Origin of the sequence: Humidesulfovibrio sp. (assembly GCF_031082295.1) — a bacterium.
Taxonomy (GTDB): Bacteria; Desulfobacterota; Desulfovibrionia; order Desulfovibrionales; family Desulfovibrionaceae; genus Humidesulfovibrio.
This window is the reverse complement of record NZ_JAVHLD010000005.1, coordinates 70,182-90,695: the sequence shown is the minus strand read 5'-3', so window position 1 is coordinate 90,695 and position 20,514 is coordinate 70,182. Positions and strand designations below refer to the sequence as shown.

At 65.6% G+C, this 20,514-nt stretch carries 19 protein-coding genes and 1 pseudogene; 17 read left to right on the top strand and 3 right to left on the bottom strand.

What is annotated here, in order from left to right; all coding sequences use genetic code 11:
• Positions 1-87: 87 nt before the first annotated feature.
• From RDU24_RS04625 to RDU24_RS04610, 4 genes are all read left to right on the top strand, one after another.
• On the top strand, positions 88-1,854 hold the full coding sequence (locus tag RDU24_RS04625; RefSeq protein ID WP_308734564.1) for a motility associated factor glycosyltransferase family protein: 1,767 nt from the start codon (positions 88-90) through the stop codon (positions 1,852-1,854).
• A gap of 141 nt (positions 1,855-1,995) precedes the next feature.
• Positions 1,996-2,613, top strand: coding sequence for a phosphatase PAP2 family protein (locus RDU24_RS04620; RefSeq protein ID WP_308734563.1), 618 nt, complete (start codon positions 1,996-1,998; stop codon positions 2,611-2,613).
• Positions 2,610-4,313 (top strand): ArnT family glycosyltransferase, encoded by a 1,704-nt coding sequence (locus tag RDU24_RS04615; protein WP_308734562.1) that lies wholly within the window; start codon positions 2,610-2,612, stop codon positions 4,311-4,313. Before RDU24_RS04620 ends, RDU24_RS04615 begins: the two co-directional genes overlap by 4 nt.
• 145 nt (positions 4,314-4,458) lie before the next feature.
• Positions 4,459-5,058 (top strand): BON domain-containing protein, encoded by a 600-nt coding sequence (locus tag RDU24_RS04610; protein WP_308734561.1) that lies wholly within the window; start codon positions 4,459-4,461, stop codon positions 5,056-5,058.
• A 289-nt stretch (positions 5,059-5,347) separates the two neighbouring features.
• Here RDU24_RS04610 and divK (RDU24_RS04605) read toward each other — a convergent pair whose 3' ends face one another.
• Both divK (RDU24_RS04605) and RDU24_RS04600 read right to left on the bottom strand, forming a co-directional pair.
• Complete coding sequence (divK, locus tag RDU24_RS04605) at positions 5,348-5,722, bottom strand: DVU0259 family response regulator domain-containing protein (protein WP_308734653.1); 375 nt, start codon at positions 5,720-5,722, stop codon at positions 5,348-5,350.
• 189 nt (positions 5,723-5,911) lie between these two features.
• A pseudogene (locus RDU24_RS04600) lies at positions 5,912-6,295 on the bottom strand (RrF2 family transcriptional regulator); the annotation flags it as partial.
• A 365-nt stretch (positions 6,296-6,660) separates the two neighbouring features.
• Here RDU24_RS04600 and tmcD point away from each other — a divergent pair.
• The 13 genes from tmcD to RDU24_RS04535 all read left to right on the top strand — a co-directional run bounded on the left by tmcD (position 6,661) and on the right by RDU24_RS04535 (position 19,268).
• Entirely contained in the window at positions 6,661-7,920 is a 1,260-nt protein-coding gene (tmcD, locus tag RDU24_RS04595) for an electron transfer complex subunit TmcD (RefSeq protein ID WP_308734560.1), read from the top strand.
• A 20-nt stretch (positions 7,921-7,940) separates the two neighbouring features.
• Positions 7,941-8,600 carry a TmcC family electron transfer complex membrane anchor subunit gene (gene tmcC / locus RDU24_RS04590; protein WP_308734559.1) on the top strand — a complete coding sequence of 220 codons (660 nt, stop codon included), beginning with the start codon at positions 7,941-7,943 and terminating at the stop codon, positions 8,598-8,600.
• A 21-nt stretch (positions 8,601-8,621) separates the two neighbouring features.
• Entirely contained in the window at positions 8,622-9,941 is a 1,320-nt protein-coding gene (tmcB, locus tag RDU24_RS04585; protein ID WP_308734558.1) for an electron transfer complex ferredoxin TmcB, read from the top strand.
• Between the two features lie 12 nt (positions 9,942-9,953).
• Complete coding sequence (tmcA, locus tag RDU24_RS04580) at positions 9,954-10,343, top strand: acidic tetraheme cytochrome c3 TmcA (RefSeq protein WP_308734557.1); 390 nt, start codon at positions 9,954-9,956, stop codon at positions 10,341-10,343.
• Positions 10,344-10,432: 89 nt separating this feature from the next.
• Positions 10,433-12,724: a PAS domain S-box protein gene (locus RDU24_RS04575; RefSeq protein ID WP_308734556.1), complete on the top strand. Its 2,292-nt coding sequence runs from the start codon at positions 10,433-10,435 to the stop codon at positions 12,722-12,724.
• Complete coding sequence (locus RDU24_RS04570) at positions 12,721-13,884, top strand: sensor histidine kinase (RefSeq protein ID WP_308734555.1); 1,164 nt, start codon at positions 12,721-12,723, stop codon at positions 13,882-13,884. Before RDU24_RS04575 ends, RDU24_RS04570 begins: the two co-directional genes overlap by 4 nt.
• A 141-nt stretch (positions 13,885-14,025) precedes the next feature.
• Positions 14,026-14,565 (top strand): hypothetical protein, encoded by a 540-nt coding sequence (locus RDU24_RS04565; protein ID WP_308734554.1) that lies wholly within the window; start codon positions 14,026-14,028, stop codon positions 14,563-14,565.
• Between the two features lie 2 nt (positions 14,566-14,567).
• Positions 14,568-15,515 (top strand): universal stress protein, encoded by a 948-nt coding sequence (locus RDU24_RS04560; RefSeq protein WP_308734553.1) that lies wholly within the window; start codon positions 14,568-14,570, stop codon positions 15,513-15,515.
• A gap of 3 nt (positions 15,516-15,518) precedes the next feature.
• Complete coding sequence (locus RDU24_RS04555) at positions 15,519-15,965, top strand: response regulator (RefSeq protein WP_308734552.1); 447 nt, start codon at positions 15,519-15,521, stop codon at positions 15,963-15,965.
• A 37-nt stretch (positions 15,966-16,002) separates the two neighbouring features.
• Entirely contained in the window at positions 16,003-16,362 is a 360-nt protein-coding gene (divK, locus tag RDU24_RS04550; RefSeq protein WP_308734551.1) for a DVU0259 family response regulator domain-containing protein, read from the top strand.
• A 111-nt stretch (positions 16,363-16,473) separates the two neighbouring features.
• Positions 16,474-18,390, top strand: coding sequence for a hybrid sensor histidine kinase/response regulator (locus tag RDU24_RS04545; protein WP_308734550.1), 1,917 nt, complete (start codon positions 16,474-16,476; stop codon positions 18,388-18,390).
• 275 nt (positions 18,391-18,665) lie between these two features.
• A complete protein-coding gene (locus tag RDU24_RS04540; protein WP_308734549.1) occupies positions 18,666-18,896 on the top strand; it encodes a hypothetical protein in 231 nt (76 codons plus the stop codon).
• A gap of 138 nt (positions 18,897-19,034) precedes the next feature.
• Positions 19,035-19,268: a YqaE/Pmp3 family membrane protein gene (locus RDU24_RS04535; protein ID WP_308734548.1), complete on the top strand. Its 234-nt coding sequence runs from the start codon at positions 19,035-19,037 to the stop codon at positions 19,266-19,268.
• Here the strand turns inward: RDU24_RS04535 and RDU24_RS04530 are convergent.
• Positions 19,265-20,467 carry an HDOD domain-containing protein gene (locus RDU24_RS04530; protein ID WP_308734547.1) on the bottom strand — a complete coding sequence of 401 codons (1,203 nt, stop codon included), beginning with the start codon at positions 20,465-20,467 and terminating at the stop codon, positions 19,265-19,267. The two genes, RDU24_RS04535 and RDU24_RS04530, sit on opposite strands and share 4 nt — an antisense overlap.
• Between the last annotated feature and the right edge of the window lie 47 nt (positions 20,468-20,514).

The following is a 20,514-nucleotide window of genomic DNA, read 5'->3' as shown; positions in this document are numbered from 1 at the left end:
GAATCCTCTGGTTGCGGGCTTTCCGCCCATTTCCGGGCGCTGGCCCGCGAATTGCATTCTCGCCCCCAAACACAAGGGGTCGGCCTGATGACTGCATATCCGCATCTGAAAGAAAACATCACTGCCCTTCAAAGCGCCAACCCGGCGCTGTACGCCTGGCTCTCGGAAAGCCCGCTGGACGGAGAATCCCTGAAAACGAGCGTCTTTGTCAACCAATGGGGGCTCATTGACTGGCGCATGCCCTGCGGCAACGGCATTTTTGACGCCCTCGCCCCCACCCAGATCTATCGCGAGTGGGTCGACATCGAAAAGCCGGACCTCTCGGCGACGGTCATCGTGGGCACCAACATCGGCTACGGCCTGAACCACATCCTCGTCAACACGCCGGACACCCACAAGGTGCTCGTGCTTGAGCCAAACCCGGCCGTGCTGCTGGCCTGCCTGGGCCAGACGGACTACAGGCCGTTTCTGGCCAACAAGAAGCTGCACTTCATCGTGCCCTCGGACGAGTACCTGATGGAGGTCGTGAAGAACCTCGACCTGCAGTACGTGTACGGAAAAATCTACCTGCGCGCCGACGTGCCGAGCCAGCAGATCGGCCCGGAGTACGCGCTCTGGATGCAGACCGTCAAGAACCGGCTGGAGAACTTCAGCGTGGAGATGGTCACCCTGCGCCTGCGCCAGGACGTCATGGTGGGCAACGAGCTCAAGAACTACCGCCGCGCGGCAGCGGACGGCAGCCTGAAGTCCCTGAAGGACAGCGCCAACGGCGTGGGCGCGGTGGTGCTGGGCGCCGGGCCGTCTTTGGCCAAGTTCGCCCCGGACCTGGCCAAGAACCGCGGCTACGCCCTGTATGTCTCGGCCCTGCAGACCCTGCCGGTGCTCCGCCCCTACGACCTCAAGCCCGACTTCTGCCTGGCGCTCGACTACGACGACAGCATGCTGACGCTCTACAACCGCCTGGACATGGACTGGGCCAAGGACATCCCGCTCATCTACTCCACCAAGGTCAACCCCGAGGTGGTGCGGCGCTATCCCGGCCCCACCCTGCCCCTGTGGACCCTGGGCGGCCTGGCCACCTTCGTGCTGCAGGACCGCGAGTTCGTGCTCGACGCGGGCGGCAACGTCTCCGTGACCTTGGTGCGCCTGCTGCGCTGGATGGGCATCGGCAGCATCCTGCTGGCGGGCCAGGACTTCGCCTGGAAGGGCGAGACCACCCACGCCGAAGGCCACCACGCCTCGGCCCCCCTGCCCTTCAACCCGCAGTCCCACCAGAGGCTGACGAACCTGTGGGGCGAGGAGATCATCTCGAGCGTCCAGTACCTGACCAGCAAGCGCGACCTGGAGAACGACATCAAGAAGTCGCCGTTTCGCATCTACAATCTCTACGGCGGCGGCGTCATCATCGAGGGCGCGCCCGCCGTGACCCTGGAAGAGGCCGTGAACGAGGGCTGCCTGTCCTCGGCTCCGGGCAGCAAGGACCTGTTCCTCCAAAAGCTGGCCCAGGCCCGCACCCCCGGCCAGGACATCTGCTTCGAGCCGCGCAGCCACATCTGGACCAGTTCCTTCAGGAACGTGGAGAAGCGCCTGGCCAAGCTGTTCAAGCACAACGAGGCCAACCAGGTAGACATCCACAACATGCTGGAGCAGGCCCTGTTCTTCGTGCGCCAGGACCCGCTGTACCTGCCCTATCTGTTCAACGAAACCCTGGACCTGGCCGGACTGGCCAAGACCCGGCGCAGCTATGAGCCGAAGGACTTGATGGAGTTCAAGCGCATCGGCAAGAACATCCTGGCCAAGGTGCGCGAAGTGGACCGCTGCGTGGCGGGCCTGGGCAGCCACCGGGCCGCCTGAGTTACCGCATCCGCAAGCGAGGCAGCGAAGCGCCCGCCGGGACCGACCCTGGCGGGCGTTTTTCATTTCCCGCGGGCGGGCGCGCCGGACGATGTTTCCCGCGTCGGTTGCATGCGCCCCGGATTCGCCCTATAAGGCCGCATGCCGCGCACAGCCCCGAACCCACTGGCCGCCTGGGCCGTCCTGTCCCTGCCGCTCGTTGCGGCGATGGCGGCCTGCTACGGCGTGCTTGGCGCCGAAGACGCCATCATCGCGCATTTCGACGCCTGGCGGCCGGAACATCCGCAAGCCGTGGCCCTGCTCAAGTTCTGCACGAACTGGGGCAATCCGGCCCTGTACCTGGTCTACGCGGGCATTCTCATCAAGGGGCTGAAGCAGCGCCGCCGCGACCTCACCATGCTGGCCCTGGGCTGCCTGGCCGCGCAGCTCATCGTGTCCTTGGCGCTGGAGCGCTTCCTCAAAATCTCCATCGGCCGCCCCCGGCCCGACGTGCCCGGCCCCTTCGTGCCCTGGTCCCTTGACTCCGGGCACCACTCGCTACCCTCGGGCCACACCACGGAAATCATGGTCCAGACCGTGCCCCTGGCGATACGTTTTGGCCCCTGGCTGGCGCCGATAGGGCTGGGGCTCATGGCCGGGCTCGTGGGCTTCAGCCGCATCGCGCTGGGCTGGCACCACCCCTCGGACGTCCTGGCGGGCTGGCTGGTGGGCAGCCTGGGCGGATACCTCGCGCTTTACCTGGCAAGGAGATGGACATGACCGCCCTCGTCGAAAAATGCCTGGACCGCCTGTGGGACCTGATCCGCCGCAGCCCCTGGCTTGCCCTGGCAGTGCTGACGGCCATGCAGACGGCCTTCACCCTGCAAAGCCGCGCCCTGTGGTTTTCCGACGAGGTGCGCTACGCCGACGCCTACGCCGGATTGCTGCGCGGGCGCTGGCTGGTGCTGTCGCTGAACGGCGTGGCCTACCCGGACAAGCCGCCCCTGTACTTCTGGTTTCTGCGCGCGCTCGACGCCATCCCCGGCGTCAGCGACCCGGCGGTATTCTTCCTGGGCGCGGCTGCCAGCGGGCTGCTGGTGCTCTACGCCACCCTCGCCCTTGCGCGGGCCCTCAAGCTGGACGACGAGGCCGGGGCATCCGTCGGGATGGCGGCCGGGCTGATCCTGCTCTCCACCCTGTTCTTCTCCGGGCTGCTGCACTACTCGCGCATGGACCTGCTCTTCACGGCGCTGATCATCGCGGCCCAGGCGGCCTTCTGCCTGGCCTTCACCCCCGGCAACGAGGTCCGGCGCGCGCGGCTCAACACCCTTGCGCTCTTTCTGGCCGGGCTGGCCACGCTCACCAAGGGGCCGCTGGGCCTGCTGTTCCCGGTGCTGACCACCCTGCTCTACCTCACCTGGCGCGGTCGCGCGCGGGAGTTCTTCCGCGCCGGCATGCTGCCGGGGCTGCTGGCCCTGCTGGCCCTGGTTTTCTCCTGGGTTCTCGCCGCCTACTTTGTGGAGGGGCCGGACTTCCTGCGCAAAATCTTCGTGGAGCAGATCTTCCAGCGCGCCACCAAGACCTTCCATCACGCCGAGCCGTTCTATTTTTACCTGGTGGCCTTTCCCCCCTGCTGGCTGCCCTGGACCCTGGCGCTCCTGGCGCTGCCGGTGCGCCGCCTGTTCGACGGAGACTACTGGCGCGCGCTTTATGCCGGGCGCAAGGCGTCGTCTTCCGTGGCTTCCCTGGCCCCCGTGGCCGATGCCAAGGCCTGGCTGTGGATATCCTTCCTGAGCGGGCTGACCCTGCTCTCGCTTTTGAGCGGCAAGGTGGTGGTCTACATCCTGCCGCAGCTCCCCCCCCTGGCATTGCTGCTGGCCCTGGAGCTGCTCGGGGACAAAACGCCCAGGCCCTGGCGGCGGCTCTGGACCGCCGCGGGAATCCTGTTCCTGGGCCTTGCCGCCGTGACCACCCAGGCCGAGCGCTTTCTGCCCGTGCAGATGTCCCTGCCTGGCATCTGGGCCGTGGCCGGGGGCTTCGCCGCCTGCGGCCTGGGGCTGTTGCTCCTGCGCGGGCAGACCGCCCGGCGCGTGCTCCCGGTCCTGGCCATCCTGACCGCCCTGTGGGTGCAGCCCGCGGCGCAGAGCCTGTCCCCGGCGCTGGACGCCATCATGAGCCCCAAGCCCCAAGCCGACGTGCTCAAGGACTACGCCGCCAAGGGCTACCTGCCCGTGGCCCACGACATCTACCAGGGCATCTACTCGTACTATGTCGGCGGCGTGGTGCGCGAGACCGCAGCCTACGACACGCTGGACCCGCTGGTCGCCGAAAAGGACGTCGTGCTGGCCATCAAGAAAAAGCACTGGGACAAGTGGGAAACGCGGCCCAGGCATATGGTGGTCGTGCTGGAGCAGTGGCTGGCCGGGCAGCCGTACTACATCGCCATCACCGACAGGAAGGGCGTTCTCAAGGTTCCCTGAAATCCCAGGCGCAAATGCCACCGCAAGCCCTAAACCCATCGCTATTGTCTGCCGAAGGGGGTATGTGCGGAGATGCTTCGCGGCGCCTGGAGCGTCTCTCCCTTGTCTGCTCCAGCGACTGCGTGGTCTCCGTCGGGGGTTCTTGGTGCGAAAGCTCTGCCTCACCGCTCTTCTCTGCCTGCTCGCGCTCTGCACCAGCGGATGCGCCGCGCTGCCCCTCCTTGCGGTGGGCGACGTGCTCTCCGTGGCCGAAGCCGGAAAAACCGGCTTCGACATGGCGGCCGGCATCAACTCGCGCCAGAGCCTGAGCCAGGACACCAGCGACGACGCCCAGGCCGAGGCCCGGCTGCGCGCCCGGCTGCACTCCCTGGGCGGCATGCTGGCCCAGGCCACTCCTCACGTCACCCAGGGCCGCGCCTACATCGTCGGCACCTATGCGAACCCCAGAGAACTGGAACGCGCCCGCAACGCCACAAGGAACGTCAAGGGCGTGCGCGAGCTGACCCTGTGCCTGTTCCCCGCTGGCTCGGGCAGGCACTACGTCACGGACGGCGAGCTGCGCGACAACATCCTGCGCATGTCCGGCATCCGCACCCGCGACGTGCGCGTGCAGGTGGTGGAGGGCAACGCGGTGCTCCTGGGCCGAGTGCGCACCAACGCCGAACGCCAGCGCCTGAACGACAGCGCGCACGACTCCGGCGCATCCAGCGTGCGCAACTACGTGCAGCTCCTCGCCTCCAACTGACGCCCCCCTCACCGAGCCAAGACGGCATCCAGGCCGACAGCAACACGCCCAAAGCCGGCCGCGGCGCATTGTGTGACGTGGCCCTGGAAGCCAGGATCGCCCGCAGCTCGCACGGAAAACGCCCCCTGCACCTTGCCTTCCCTTTGTCCTCCCGGCTGTGCGCCACGCGCAAAAAGGCGGCCAGGGATATCCTGACCGCCTCGGCGGCGCATTGTTTCGCGGACTTTAGACGTGGACTGGAGCCTCGCGCTCCTCCTCTGCGGCGTTGGCCTTGCGGGCCAGGCGCTGGCTAGGGCTCTCCGATGGCCCCTTCCACGATGCGCAGGACCTCCTGCGGGTCGAAGGGCTTGCGGACGGTGCCCACGGCCTTGCGGATGGCCAGGTGGATGCCCGGCAGGCCGCTGATGACGATGACCGGCAGGTCGCGGAACTCCGGGATGCGCGAGAACCGGCGGAAGAACTTCGGCCCCCATTCGTTGGGCATCTCAAGGTCAAGCGTCACGAGGTCCGGGTATTCCGTCACCAGCACCTCCATGGCCACGTCGCCGTCGCAGGCCGTGCAGGTGTCGTAGCCACGCTCGCGCAGCACCGTCACAAGATATTCCACGATGTCCGGGTCGTCATCCACCACAAGGATCTTCTTGGGCGCGCCCTCCGGGCGCACGGGGCGACCCTGGGTGGTCTGGGCCAGGCGCTGGCGGAAAATGCGCCGGGCCAGCTTTTTGCGCTGCACCGGCTCGGCCAGCGCCTCCTCGCCCGCCGGGGCCTCCGGCTTGGACTCGGCCTTCTTCTGGGCTTTGAGCCGCTCGGCCTCCTTGCGGGCGATGCAGTTCTGGCCGTCGCTCAGGATGTCGCGCACGGTGACGGAGTCGAGCTTTTCGAGCATGGCCTGATCCGCCGCGATCCAGATGGTGCGCGTGAGGCAGTGCACCGAGCGGGGGCAGGCCAGGCGGTTGTTGGAGCAGGGCAGCACGGCGGCGTCGCCCTCCAGGGCGCGGACCACGTCGCCCACGGTGATGTTCTCCGGGGGCATGGCCAGCAGGTGGCCTCCCTCGCGCCCGCGCACGCTGCGCACGAACCCGGCGCGCTGCAGTTCGCCCACCAGGCGCTCCAGATACTTCACCGAGACATCCTGGCGCAGCGAGGTTTCGGCCATGGAGACCGGCCCCTTGTCCTCGTGCTGCGCGATGTCCAGCACAAGCCGCATCCCATATCTGCCCTTGGTCGTCAGTCGCATGGCGCCCCCCCTGTCCCCTGTGCCCCCGCGCCGAGCTACGCAACTCCTTCGCACGCGGGACGGTAAACACAGACACTCTTGATCGGCACGATATACAAAGTAAATACGCTTTGCAAGTCACACTAAAACTGTATGCTTTAATATAGTAAACATACTTTGCGCGTATGTAAACAAAAAATTTCAAAAAGTACTTCACACAATGCAAAATATATGGCAACATTGCATGTAGCTACATAACATTGCGATTCATTATCAACTGCATAACGTTTTCATAGTGAATTAACATGGCGTTATTTTGAGGTATTCCTAGCGGAACACTCGGCGGTCAATACGTAGCGCACGCAACACGTGCGAGGGAGGGCGACATGCATCCACCTACCTTGTGGAATTGGGAACCGGGACAACGGGTCATACTGCCTTCGGTCAAATGCCCGGAGACATGCGCCTGGATCGAAGAGCCGCACGCCTCACCCGACGGGGAACGGCTGGCCATGCTGGCCAGCCTGGCCGACGGAGGCTTCACGGCCCTGGTCAACGGCGAGCCGTGGGAAAACAGCTTCGACAAGGCATGGTACCCGCGCTTCAGCCCGGACGGACGGCTGACCGCCGTGGTCCAGGCGGACGGCATGTGGACCCTGGCCGTGGACGGCGAGGCCTGGGAGGAGAGCTTCGACTACCTCTGGGGCACCCAGTTCTCCGCCGAGGGCGACGTCATCGCGGCCTGCATCCAGAGCGGCGGCGAGTACGGCCTGTGCCTCGACGGCACCACCTGGGAGACCCTCTACGAGAACGCCAACCAGCCAACCCTTTCCGCCGACGGCCAGTCATCCGCCGCGGTGGTGCAGGTCGGCTCGCTCAAGCCGGCCGACCTCGACGACTTCGCCGCGGGGGTTTTCGGCGTGGCGGTGAACGGCCAGTCCTGGGGCGTCAGCTTCATGAACGTCTGGACACCGACCTTTGACCCCGCGGGCAAGCGCGTGGCCGCCCAGGTGCGCACCTCCCTGTACGACTACTCCATCGTGGTGGACGGCAACAAGTGGGCCGCCAACTACGGCTGCGTGTGGGAACCGCGCTTCAACCCGGCCACAGGCTCGGTGGTGGCGCCGGTGCGCATGGCCGGGGCCTGGGGCCTGGCCCAGGACGACCAGATCATTTGGGAGCCCAAGTTCGCCCAGTGCTGGCACCAGGTCATCAGCCAGGACGGCAAGAACATCGCGGCCATCGTGGCGCCACAGTTCGGCGCCTTCACCGTGGCCGTGAACGGCAAGCCGTGGGCCATCTCGCAACCCGTCGTCACCGACCTCGTCGTCGCCCGCCAGGGCGAGACCGTCGCCGCGCTGGGCAACACATTCAACAAGGACTGGCGCGTCATGGTGGACGGCAGGTTCTGGGACGGCACCTGGGACATGGCCTGGACACCGGTCATCAGCGCGACAGGCGGGCACGTGGCCGTGAAGGTGGAAAAGGCCGGACGCCAGACCCTGGTGGTCGACGGCAGGGTCTACCCGCGCGAGTTCACGAAGGTCTTCGAACCCGCCTTCAGCCCCGACGGAACCAAGCTGCTCATCCGGGCCTTGGACAAGGACGCCTTCCTGCGCATCGTCGCAGAGGTAGGCCGCGCCTAGGCGCGCAAAGGAGGACGAACATGAATGCGGCATACGAATTCGTCACCGGCCCGCTGGCCTGGCTCGCCTGGGGGATCTTTCTCCTGGGCTCGGCCTATCGACTGTATTCCATGTATCAACTGGCCCTGAAGAAAGACGCCCCGTCCGTGAGCTTCATGGACCTGGGGTTCTCCCTGCGCTCCATCTTCAACTGGCTCATCCCCTTCAACGCCCTGGGCTGGCGCAAGAGTCCGGTCATGACCGTGACCACCTTCGCCTTCCACCTCTGCCTCATCGCCGTGCCGGTTTTTTTGGTGGCGCACGTGACGCTGTGGACGGAATTCTTCGGCATCTCCTACGCCACCCTGCCCGACAACGTGGCCGACATCATGACCCTGGTGGTGCTGGCGGCCTGCCTCGTCTTCGCCGGCCGCAGGCTGACGCAGAAGGAAGTGGCCTACATCACCACCGGCAAGGACTGGCTGGCGCTCACCATCGTGACCCTGCCCTTCCTGACCGGCTTTTTGGCCTACCACCAGGTGTTCGACTACCAGGTCATGATCGTCGCCCACATCGTGGCCGGAGAGATCATGCTCGCCGCCATCCCCTTCACCCGCCTCTCGCACATGGTCTTCGCCGCCTTCACCCGCGCCTACATGGGCTCGGAGTTTGGCGGCGTGCGCCACGCGAGAGACTGGTAAAGCCCCAAGGAGGAACCACACATGGGCATCCAAGAAAGACTCATCGAGGACGTGGGGCTCAGGCGCGGGGTCTCGCGGCTGACCCCGGAGAAGATCGAGAAAACCATCGGCGCCGTGCTGAAGGGCGAGACCGGCGCGCGCCTGGCCACCTACGCCGAGACCTGCATGCGCTGCGGCCTCTGCGCCGAGGCCTGCCACTTCGCCCTCTCCCACCCCGGCGACCCGAGCTTCACCCCGGCGGGCAAGGTGCACCAGACCATGAGCGTGCTGCTGGACAGGAAGGGCCGGGTGGACCCGGACTTCATATACGGCATGGCGCAGCTGGCCTACACCGAATGCAACCTCTGCCGCCGCTGCGTGCATTTCTGCCCCATCGGCATCGACACGGCCTACATCATCTCTGTCGTGCGGCGCATCTGCCACAAGCTTGGCGTCACCCCGCAGTACATCCAGGACACGGCGCACAGCCACTCAGCCGTGTTCAACCAGATGTGGGTCAAGGACGACGAGTGGACGGACTCGCTCATGTGGCAGGAGGACGAGGCGCGCGAGGAGTTCCCCGGCCTGCGCATCCCGCTCGATAAGGAAGGCGCGGACATCTACTACTCCGTCATCGCGCCCGAGCCAAAGTTCCGCACCCAGCTCATCTACCAGGCTGCGGCCATCCTGCACATGTCCGGGAAGGACTGGACCATGCCCGCGCATTCCGGCTGGGACAACTCCGACATGTGCATGTTCACCGGCGACTTCGAAATGATGGGCCGCTTGAAGCGCCGCCACTTCGAAAGCGCCCAGAAGCTCAAGGTCAAGCGCATCGTCATGGGCGAATGCGGCCACGCCCTGCGCTCGGTGTACGACGTGGGCAACCGCTGGCTGGGCTACAGCTATCCGCCCGTGCCGGTCATCCACGCCGTGGAGTTCTACTGGGAGCTCATCCAGGAGGGGCGCATCAAGCTGGTCAAGAAGTTCCCCGGCCCGGTGACCATCCAGGACCCCTGCAACATCGTCCGCGGCAAGGGGCTGCAACAGAAGCTGCGCGAGGTGACGCGCTTCCTGGTGGAAGGCGACATCGTGGAGATGCACCCCAACATGGAACACAACTTCTGCTGCGCGGCTGGCGGCGGCGTCATCAACTGCGGCCCGCCCTTCAAGAACCAGCGGGTTGCGGGCAACACGGTCAAGGCCGAGCAGCTCAAGGCCACCGGCGTCAAGACGGTGATCACCCCCTGCCACAACTGCCACGGCGGCCTGCACGACATCATCCACCACCACAAGCTCGGTATGGAGCTCAAGTTCTTGAGCGACATCATCTACGAATGCATGGAAAAGCCCGAGGCCTAAGAGGAGGCAGACATGAAGCGCACACTCCCCCTTCTCATCCTGGCCGCACTGACCATCGTGTCGGCCCTGGCGACGGTACAGGCCGTCATGGCCCAGGACGCCATCACCAAACTGGCCCCGGAGGCCTTCGGCACGCTGACCAGGCCCCCGGCCGTGTTCGTCCACGACAAGCACAACGAAAAGGCCAAGCTGGAGGAATGCGTGGTTTGCCACCACGGCGGGTCCGACGGCAAGATCGACAAGAGCGCCTCCACCGAGGGCACGCCCTGCGTGGAGTGCCACAAGGTGAAGCCCGCGGGAAAGGCCACCAACCTCAAGCGCGCCTACCACAAGCAGTGCATCGACTGCCACAGGGCCAAGGGCAAGGGACCGCTGGCCTGCGGCCAGTGTCACAAGCGCTGACAACCGTCCGCCGCTGACCGGCGGGAGGGCTCTGCACAAGCATCTCCCGCCGGAACGGCGGCAGGCCGAACAGGCCGGGGAAGCGAGTCATGCGGACGCCGTGGGACGCCATTCAAGGAAGCCTCATCTCCAAGCTCATCGTGGCTGCGGGGACTTCTCTCGTGGTGTGCGTGTTCGCCCTGTCCTACCTGGCCATCAGCCACCAGGAGGACGTGCTCATGACCTACGTGGTGTCCGAGGCCGACCGCCTGGGCACCACCATCAAGCTCGGCACGCGCTACGCCATGATGCTGAACGCGCGCGAGGACCTGAACCAGATCATCTCCAACGTGGGCAGGCAGGAGGGCATCCTGGCCATCCGCGTGTACAACAAGGAAGGTCAGATCAAGTTCTCCAACATCTCAAGCGAGGTCGATTCCGTCACGGACATCAAGAGCCAGGCATGCTACGTCTGCCACCAGTCCAACCCCCCGACCTCCGACGTGCCCCTGGAAGCGCGCACGCGCATCTTCGACGGACCGAACGGCCAGCGCACGCTGGGCATCATCAGCCCCATCCACAACGAGCCCGGCTGCTCCGAAAACTGCCACTTCCACCCGGCGGACAAGAAGGTCCTGGGCGCCATCGACGTGGTGGTGTCACTGGAGGCCACCGACCGCGAGATCAGCTCGTCCAAGACGCGCATCATCGCCTTCACCGCCATCGGCCTGCTGGCGCTCGGCCTGTCCATCTTCGTGTTCATGATGCGCTTCGTCATCCGGCCCATCCGCAGGCTCATCCGCGGCGCCAAGCGCATCGCCGAGGGCGGCCAGTGCGCGGGCATCGACATCTCCCAGCGCGACGAGATGGGCACCCTGGTCCACGCCATAGAGCGCATGGGCAAGAGCATCAGCGAGAAGCAGATCGAGCTGAACCGCCAGCGCGACGAGTACCAGACGCTGTTCTCGCAGGTGCCCTGCATCATCACCGTGCAGGACAAGAACTTTCGGCTGCTGCGCTACAACCAGGAATTCCGCGAGAAGTTCCGCCCGCGCCCCGGCGACTTCTGCTACCACGCCTACAAGGGCCGCAACGAGAAATGCCCCAACTGCCCGGTGGAGATGACCTTCCAGACGGGCAAGAGCCACTGCAGCGAGGAGACGGGCTTCGACGCCGACGGGAACCAGCGGCACTGGCTGGTGACCACGACGCCCATCACCAACAGCGACGGCGAGATCGTCTCGGCCATGGAGATGTGCCTGGACATCACCAGCCGCAAGCAGTTGGAGGAGGAGCTGGAGAAGAGCGAGCACAAGTACCAGGCCATCTTCCGCAACATCCCCAACCCCGTGTTCGTGCTTGACGCGGAGACCCTGCGCATCCTCGACTGCAACGAGTCCGTGCCCACAGTGTACGGCTTCGAGCCTTTCGAGATCATAGGCCGCTCGTTCCAGGACCTGTACCCGAAGGAGGACCGCGACCGCTTCGAGAAGCGCCTGGCCCAGACGGACCTGCACGACCGCGTGGTCCACATGACCAAGGACGGCCGCAGGCTGTTCGTCACGGTGCGCGTGTCGCCCTCCGAGTTTTCCGGCCAGAAGGTGCTGCTCGTCACCACCAGCGACATCACCAAGCGCCTTGAGACCGAGCAGCAGCTCATCCAGGCCTCCAAGATGGCCACCCTGGGCGAGATGGCCACGGGCATGGCCCATGAGCTGAACCAGCCCCTGTCGGTCATCAAGACCGCGGCCAGCTTCATCGTGCGCAAGATCACCCGCCAGGAATGCCTGGCCCCGGACATCCTCGCCGAGATGGCCAAGGAGATCGACGCCCACGTGGACCGCGCCTCCAAGATCATCAACCACCTGCGCGAGTTCGGGCGCAAGCCGGAGATGAAGCTCGAGCCCGTGGACGCCGGGGCCATCCTCACCCGGGCGCTGGACATCTTCAGCCAGCAGCTCAAGCTGCGCGAGATCGAGGTGGCCCTCCACGTCGACCCGGACCTGCCCAAGGTGCTGGCCGACGCCGGGCGCCTGGAGCAGGTGTTCATCAACATGCTCATCAACGCCCGCGACGCCATTGAGGAAAAGTGGGCGGCCCCGGAGATGGCGGACAAGCCCGCCAGCCCCAAGCGGATCCTGCTCTCCGCCAGAAAAGACGGCCAGTTCGTGGCGGTGACCATCGCCGACACGGGCTGCGGCATTCCCCCCGGCGTGCTGGAGAAGATCTTCCAGCCCTTCTTCACCACCAAGAAGGTGGGCAAGGGCACGGGCCTGGGCCTGTCCATCAGCTACGGCATCGTCAAGGACTGCGGCGGCGACATCCGCGCCTACTCCGTTCCCGGCGAGGGCACGCGCTTCATCATCACCCTGCCCATCGAACTGAATGGGGGGCGGCCATGAGCGACGCGACGCGACTGCTTCTGGTGGACGACGAGGAGGGCATCCGCAAGGTGCTGGGCCTGAGCCTTGCCGACCGGGGCTTCACGGTACACATGGCCGAAAACGCCGAGCAGGCCCTGGCCCTGTTCCGCGAGCTCGCGCCGACCATCGTCATCACGGACATCAAGATGCCAGGCATGGACGGCCTGGAACTTCTGCGGACCATCAAGGCCGAGGCCGACGGCTCGGCCGACTGCGGTGGCCGCGATGTCGAGGTCATCCTCATCACCGGCCACGGCGACATCGACCTGGCCATCCAGGGCATCAAGCTCGACGCCACGGACTTCGTCACCAAGCCCATCAGCGACGACGCCCTGGACATCGCGCTGGGCCGGGCCCGCGAACGCTTGAGCATGCGCCGGGCCATCCGCGAGCACACTCGCGAGCTGGAGCGCCTGGTGGAACAGAAGACCCGCGAGCTGCTGGCGGCCGAACGCCTGGCCGCCGTGGGCCAGACCGTGGCCGGGCTTTCCCACGCCATCAAGAACCTGGCCAGCGGCCTGGAGGGCAGCATCTTCCTGCTGGGCAAGGGCCTGGAGCTGGATCGCCGGGCCTACCTGGAGCAAGGCTGGGAGATGCTCCAGGCCAACGTGGAGAAGATCAAGAACCTTTCGCTTGAAATGCTGCGCTACGCCAGGCCCGAGGCCCTCAAGCCCGCTCCCTGCGACCCCGCCCTGCCCGCGCGTCAGGTGGCGGAGCTGCTGGCGCTCAAGGCCAAGGCCGCAGGCGTGGAGCTTTGCCTGGCGCCTGCACCGGACCTGCCGCTCGCGAACATCGACGCCGACGCCCTGCACCGGGCCCTCATGAACCTGGTGGGCAACGCCCTTGACGCCTGCCAGACCGCTGGTTTCGGCCCCGATGCTCCTGGCGGGCGGGTGGACCTCAGCGTCTCGTCCCTGCCGGGCGGCGGCGTGCGCTACAGCGTTTCCGACAACGGCTGCGGCCTGGATGAGGAAGCCAAGGCCCGGCTGTTCACCGCATTCTTCAGCACCAAGGGTGAAGGCGGCTCCGGCCTGGGACTCATGACGACCAAGAAGATCGTGGAAGAACACGGCGGAAGCATTGCAGTAACAAGCGAAATTAATGCAGGAACGACATTCTCCATTGTCATACCAGGATAGAATGAATTAAATATGCGAAAATATGACTTTTTTACACAGAATTTTTCTTTACAATGTTGACTCGGACATTATTATGTAATACAGTGAAGTCGCATTAAGATCGTAGCAGAAGAGCAATTGCATACAAACGGAATGTGCAATATGGACGTTATCACACTCGCCAAGAATGGATTTCTGCTCCGGCACGACGGGAAGCAAGAGACGGACCCACTCTGCGCTCTCGGGGCTCGCGTTGTGCTGGAACAGGGTTACACCTTGCGCAGCTTCGTCCAGATGCTCGCGGCCTACCCGCTGCTCACGCGCTTGAGCCCCTTTGCCAAGGACCTTGCCGCCGGGCTTTCCCGCTGGCCAGCCGAGGGCTGCATGCCTCCGGGCATCGCGCGGCTGGAGCTGTCCAAGGTGGTGGAGATCATCGGCCACCCGGCTCCGCCCAGGCTTGAGATCTACCACGCCCTGCGCGGGGTGGGCACGGATGGCGCAGACATCGAGGTCAAGCCCTATCCGGTGGAGACGCTGCTCGACCTGCCAGTGACCCTGGGCCAGCTCAAGCACGTGGTCTTTGGCGACCGGATGGACGAATTCCGCTTCCAAACAGTCGTGAACCTGTTCGAGTTTCAGGAAGGCATCGGTTGGCAACTCGCCTTTCACGGCGCACCCGTGGAATGCGCACTAAGGAGGTAGTTATGTTTGAGAAGATCCTGTTCGCCACGTCGGCCTCTCCCACATGCGACGACGCCGCCCGCGTCGCCTTTGAGCTCTCGCGCAAGAACCGCTCCAAGCTCTTCGTGTACCACGTCTTCGGCCTGCCCGGCCGCGGGTTCAGCCTCACCTACCGCGACGTGCGCACCGGTGAGCAGGAGAATGTGGACGAGAACCTGGTGAGCCTGGTGAAGGAAGAGATGGCCCAGTATTACGAGAAGCTCGGCAAGGACCACCCTGACTGCGTCTACCAGACCACCACCGGCGAGCCGCACACCGAGATCCTGCGCAAGGCGCGCAAGGACGACGCCAGCCTCATCATCATGGGCGCGCACACCCGCGAGGAAGACGTGGGCGCCATGCGTCACCGCGCCATCGCAGGCTCCACCATGCAGAAGGTGGCCAAGAGCGCCCGCTGCCCGGTGCTCATCGTCAGCCGCCCCTGCGTCACCTGCTGGTCGTACTTCGCCAACATCGTGGTCGCCACGGACTTCAGCAAGCCCGCCGACTACGCCTTCCAGTTCGCCCGCAACGTGGCCAAGGAGATCGGCTGCAAGCTGCACGTGTTCCACTGCGTGGACATCGGCCCCGAGGGCCAGGCCAGCAGCGCCACCCAGGCCTATATTGAGCAGCAGCTGGCCCTGGCCGAGAAGAAGATTCAGGACAAGTACGTGGCCAACATGGGCGACTTCGACAACTACGTCATCGCCCTGCGCGAAGGCACCCCGCACGTGGAGGTGCTGAAGTACGCCCGCGAGGCCAAGGCAGACTTGATCGTCATGGCCCACCACACCAAGGACGTGGACCCCGAGCAGGCCATGCTCGGCAGCACCATCGAGCAGGTTGTGCTGCGCTCGGCCTGCCCCGTGCTCAGCGTGAACCACCCCGACAAGGTGGACGTGAGCCCCTACGGGGTGCCGCGCGCGGAGTAGGCCATGAAGGCGGGCGAGGCCCGGGGCCGGGTGCTCGTCGTGGACGACGAGATGCACCTGAGACTTTACATCGCCGCGGTCTTCGAGACGGCGGGGTATGAGGTCAGGATGGCCAGAGACGGCGAGGAGGGCTTCCGCAAGGCCACGGAGTGGAAGCCCGACCTCGTCAGCCTGGACTTGATGATGCCCAACGAGGGCGGCCTGAAGCTCTTCCAGCGGCTCAAGGCCGACGCGGTTCTGGGGCAGGCCGGGGTGCTTGTGGTTTCAGCCATCGGAGGCGATACTTTCCGGCACTCGCTCAAGCTGGTGCAGAGCGGGTCGCGCAGCGGCGACGGAGGGCGCCTGCCGGACGTGGACGGCTACGTGGAGAAGCCCCCCAGCCCGGAGGCGCTCCTGCGGGAGGCCGAGAGGATCCTGGAAGGCCGGAGCGCGACGGCTCCCGCCGGCTGAGTCGGAATTTCGAAGCAGAACACGAAGGAGGCGTAAGATGGCGAAGAAAATCATGGTGGTGGACGACGATCCTGATATCGTGGAATACCTTGTGTCCATCTTCAAGGAACGCGGCTACGCCACCTGTTCGGCTCCGGGCGGCGAGGCCGCCATGGAGGTCATGGAGCGCGAAAAGCCGGACCTGCTGACCCTGGACCTGGAGATGCCCGACGAATGGGGTCCGAGGTTCTACCGCAAGTTCAGCCAGAAGCCCGAGTTCAAGGACCTGCCCGTGGTGGTGATAAGCGGCCTGGCGGGCATCCACCTGGCCATCCGCAAGGCCATCGCCACGGTGAACAAGCCCTTTGAGCCCGCTCAGGTGCTGAAGATCGTGGAAGGGGCCATCGGCGCGCCGTAGCGGACGCCTTGAGGAGCTTTCCCTTCCGGGGGGACTTCATGTAGGATGCGCTCCAGAACGCGGGCGCGGTCCAGCCTCACAGGCTGCGATCAAAGTCCAGGGGCAGGCTTGATGAGCATGAACGTGCTGCTTGTGGATGACGAGGCAGGAATCCGCAAGGTAGTCGGCATCACCTTGGCCGACATGGGATACAAAGTGTTTGAGGCGGCCAGCGGCGACGAGGCGCTGGCTGTCTTTGAACGCGTGCTTCCCCCCGTCGTCCTCACCGACATCCGCATGCCCGGCATGGACGGCCTGGAGCTTCTGCGCCGCATCAAGACCATGAGCCCGGACACCGAGGTCATCCTGGTCACCGGCCACGGCGACCTGGACATGGCCGTGGCGGGGCTCAAGCTCGACGCCTGCGACTTCATCGCCAAGCCTGCCGGGCCGGACGTGCTGGAGATCGCCCTGGACCGCGCCAAGGCCAAGATCGTCATGCGCGAGCGCCTGAAGAACTACACCGAGAACCTTGAGGTGCTGGTTCATCAGCAGGCGGACCACCTGATGGACGTGGAACGCCAGTGCGCCGTCAAGGGCGCTGTCGAGGGCCTCACCCAGCTCATCGGCGGCGTGGCCGGAGACGTGGAGGGCGGGATCGGCATCTTCAACGGCCTGCCCTGCCTGGTGTCCATCCAGGACGCCTACCAGCGCATCGTCTCCGTGAACCAGCTCTACCGGGAGCGCCTGGGCGACCGCGTGGGCCAGCCGGGCTACACCGTCTATGCCGGGCAAGCGGGCACCGAGGCGGGGAGCCCCGTGGGCCGCACCCTGGCCACCGGGCAGGGCCAGAAAAGCCGCGTGGCCCTGTTCGGCCCGGACGAGACCCTGTCCGCCGTCATGGTGCACACCGCGCCCATCAAGGGCGTGGACGGCGAGATCGACCTGGTGCTGGAACTCACCGTGGACGCGGGCGAGGTGCAGCGCCTGCAGGACGAACTGCGCGCCACCCGCCAGCGCTACCAGCAGCTCTTCGACGAAGCGCCCTGCTTCATCACCGTGCAGGATCGCCACCTGCGCATCCAGGCCGCCAACCGCCGCTTCAAGGCCGAGTTCGGCGACCCGGCCGACCGGAACGGCGGAGGGCTGTGCTACGAGGCCTATTGCGGCACGGCCAGGCCCTGCTTCGGCTGCCCCACCCTCAAGACCTTCGAGGACGGCCAGGCGCACCAGAGCGAGCTGACCGTGCGCGGCAAGGACGGCGAGCCGGTGCAGGTGGTGGTGTGGACCGCGCCCATCCGCAACGAGCACGGCGAGATCGAGGCCGTCATGGAGATGGCCACCGACATCACCGAGCTCTCGCGCATGCAGGACCACCTGGCCAGCCTCGGCATGCTCATCGCCTCGCTCTCCCACGGCATCAAGGGCCTGCTCACGGCGCTGGACGGCGGCGTGTACAAGGTCAACGCGGGCTTCCGCACGGGCGACCAGGAGATGGTCCAGGCGGGCTGGGGCAAGGTCACCGAGCTCATCGGGCGCATCAAGGGCATGGTGCTCGACATTCTGTTCTACGCCAAGAAGCGCGAGCTGCAGCTGCGCGACATGGAGGCCCGCGACCTGGCCACGCAGGTGGCCGAGACCGTGGCGCCCAAGGCCGAGCAACTGGGCGTGAGCTTCATCAGCGAGATAGCCCCGAACCTGGGCAACTTCGCGGTGGACGCCGTGGTGCTCTCCGCCGCCATGGTGAACATTCTGGAGAACGCCGTGGACGCCTGCCTGGAAGACCACACCAAGGAGACCCACGAGGTGGTGTTCCGCGCCAGGCCCGACGCCAGCGGCGTGTTCTTCGAGATCGAGGACAACGGCATCGGCATGCAGCCGGACACGCTCTCGCGCCTGTTCTCGGTGTTCTTCTCCACCAAGGGCTCGCGCGGCACGGGCCTTGGGCTGTTCATCGCCAAGAAGGCCGTGGACCAGCACGGGGGGCGCATCGGCGCCGTCTCCGAGCCGGGCCAGGGCTCGACCTTCCGCATCTGGATTCCCCGCTAACGCCTGAGCCCCTGGCAACCAGCCACTCCCACACGCCCCCATCCATCGCCATACCAGCTGGAGACTCACGCCTTCCCCGGAGAGCCTGGTCACTTTCCTCGCATGCTGCGGGAAAGTTCATCGGCTCACATAATACATCTTGACTTTTTTTGCGGCACAACTAAATAGCTCTTTCCGTTGTGCTGGCACTTGCCCGCTCAAGGCGAAAGACCGGCAATTGGCGGAAAGCAGCAGATGGCAAGACACTCTTTAGCAGCAAACCGACACGAGTCCCTATGCACATCGCACTCTCCATCTTGAATCCCTGGGTCGTCTTCGCCCACCTCGGGCGTCTCGGCCCAGCACTTGGCTGCCTCAGCCTGCAGCTCACCCTCATCGGCTGGCTTCCTGCCGCCGCCTGGGCCTACATGGCCATCCGGCGGGCGGAGCTTATGCCGCAGCCCAGAAGGCTCCAGCCCTTCAACATCGTCCCCAGAAACTTCACGCCCCCGAGGCAGCGGGCCTAGCAGCGGCTCCCCGCGTCGGCCCGTGCGCGCCCCATTGACAATCGCTTTTGAGTGCTCATATTGGGCTTATCCAATTTCAGACAGTTTTAGTCTGAATTATTGCGAAGAACCATTTCAACACAAACGCACGAGACAGCCATGAGACTACTGCTCGCCATACTGAACCCCTGGTTCGCCTTTGCCGGGCTGGACCGGTTCGGAACCGCGCTGGCCTGCCTGCTGTTGCAGCTGACCCTGGTGGGCTGGATCCCTGCGGCGGCGTGGGCCTTTTACGCGGTGCGGCAGGCGGCGGCCAGGCCTCGCCCCAGAGTCCTGCGGCCCTTCAACATCATCCCCAAGGACTTCACGCCCCAGAAGGCTACGGCCAGCTAGGCTCCGGCCCGATTGACCCCGGCGTGCCCCAGGCCCAGCCCGAGAACAACCTTCCTCCACCGCCCAAGCCGCTCGTCTCCGCCGATGCCCGCCAGCCTCAGCGGGTCCGGCTCTGGTCTCGCGTAGCACTCGTTGAAGACAAAAAGACCGTGGTCCAGCACATTGGCGAAGTACACGGCGTCCTCCGCATGGAATCCCTTCTGCTCTGGGCTGTGGGCATGGTGCCGGGCAACGGCGCGCACCACGGGCTGAGGCAGTCCCAAAAGGCCCAGGAGATAGGCCCCGACCTGGGCGTGGGTCAGGCCGAGGTGCTCCGCTTCGACCTCTGACACCCGACGGTTGTCGGCCCGGACCGCTTCCATAATCTCCTGGCACTCGGAGGCGTAGAGGACATCGAGCAGCAGCTTGCCCGTGTCGTGGAGCAAGGCCGCGGAATACGCGCAATCGACCGCGGCGCCGGCAAGCCCCATGTCCAGGGCGATGGCCCGGGCGATGCCCGCGCTGCGCAGGCAATGGGCCTTCAGCTTCGGCAAGGCGTAGGAACGCACCCCGCCGGCCTCGAAGCGGCTGAACAGGGAAAGGAAGAGGACCGCTGGCTGGACGATCTCGATCCCCAGGGCGAGCACCGCCTGCCGGGGTGTTTCGAGCGTGCGCCCCGCGCACAGCCGCGTGCCGTCGACGAGCTCAAGCACCGCCTCGGCCAGGGCCGAGTCAGCGGTCACCAGGGCGGCGATCTCCTCAATGTCCGGGGCATCATTGTCCAGCTCGAAGGCGATGCGCCGCAAAACCTCGGGCAGCAGGGGCAGGCCGATCTTTTCCAGCACCAGCGAGTTGGTGACATAGGCGCGGGCGTCCATGGCCTCTTCCAGCGCGTTGGCGAGCCTCCGCTCGTCGCAGGGCTTGGCGAAGAACTGGTGCGCCGGGGCCAGGGCCCGGCCAAGGAGCTCCTCCTCCGAGTAGCCGGAGAGGAGCACACGCACCGCGTCGGGATGCTCACGCAGGGTGCGGCGCAGCAGCTCCGTGCCGTCCAGGCCGGGCATGGTCAGGTCCGTGACGATGGCGTCAACAGGCCGCGCGGCCATCAGCGCCAGAGCCTCCTGCGCGCCCGAGGCGAAAAGCATGTCCCACTTCTGCGCCATGTGATGGAAGATGCGCTTGAGGCCCATGAGGACGATGGGCTCGTCATCCACGAAAAGCACGACGCGTCTGCGGGCGCCCTGCCCTTCAGCAGTCGCCGGGGCCTGTC

Coding starts and splice junctions, on each gene's coding strand:
- RDU24_RS04625 (WP_308734564.1), top strand. CDS start 88: ATGACTGCATATCCGCATCTGAAAGAAAACATCACTGCCCTTCAAAGC.
- RDU24_RS04620 (WP_308734563.1), top strand. CDS start 1,996: ATGCCGCGCACAGCCCCGAACCCACTGGCCGCCTGGGCCGTCCTGTCC.
- RDU24_RS04615 (WP_308734562.1), top strand. CDS start 2,610: ATGACCGCCCTCGTCGAAAAATGCCTGGACCGCCTGTGGGACCTGATC.
- tmcD (WP_308734560.1), top strand. CDS start 6,661: ATGCATCCACCTACCTTGTGGAATTGGGAACCGGGACAACGGGTCATA.
- tmcC (WP_308734559.1), top strand. CDS start 7,941: ATGAATGCGGCATACGAATTCGTCACCGGCCCGCTGGCCTGGCTCGCC.
- tmcB (WP_308734558.1), top strand. CDS start 8,622: ATGGGCATCCAAGAAAGACTCATCGAGGACGTGGGGCTCAGGCGCGGG.
- tmcA (WP_308734557.1), top strand. CDS start 9,954: ATGAAGCGCACACTCCCCCTTCTCATCCTGGCCGCACTGACCATCGTG.
- RDU24_RS04575 (WP_308734556.1), top strand. CDS start 10,433: ATGCGGACGCCGTGGGACGCCATTCAAGGAAGCCTCATCTCCAAGCTC.
- RDU24_RS04570 (WP_308734555.1), top strand. CDS start 12,721: ATGAGCGACGCGACGCGACTGCTTCTGGTGGACGACGAGGAGGGCATC.
- RDU24_RS04565 (WP_308734554.1), top strand. CDS start 14,026: ATGGACGTTATCACACTCGCCAAGAATGGATTTCTGCTCCGGCACGAC.
- RDU24_RS04560 (WP_308734553.1), top strand. CDS start 14,568: ATGTTTGAGAAGATCCTGTTCGCCACGTCGGCCTCTCCCACATGCGAC.
- RDU24_RS04555 (WP_308734552.1), top strand. CDS start 15,519: ATGAAGGCGGGCGAGGCCCGGGGCCGGGTGCTCGTCGTGGACGACGAG.
- divK (WP_308734551.1), top strand. CDS start 16,003: ATGGCGAAGAAAATCATGGTGGTGGACGACGATCCTGATATCGTGGAA.
- RDU24_RS04545 (WP_308734550.1), top strand. CDS start 16,474: ATGAGCATGAACGTGCTGCTTGTGGATGACGAGGCAGGAATCCGCAAG.
- RDU24_RS04540 (WP_308734549.1), top strand. CDS start 18,666: ATGCACATCGCACTCTCCATCTTGAATCCCTGGGTCGTCTTCGCCCAC.
- RDU24_RS04535 (WP_308734548.1), top strand. CDS start 19,035: ATGAGACTACTGCTCGCCATACTGAACCCCTGGTTCGCCTTTGCCGGG.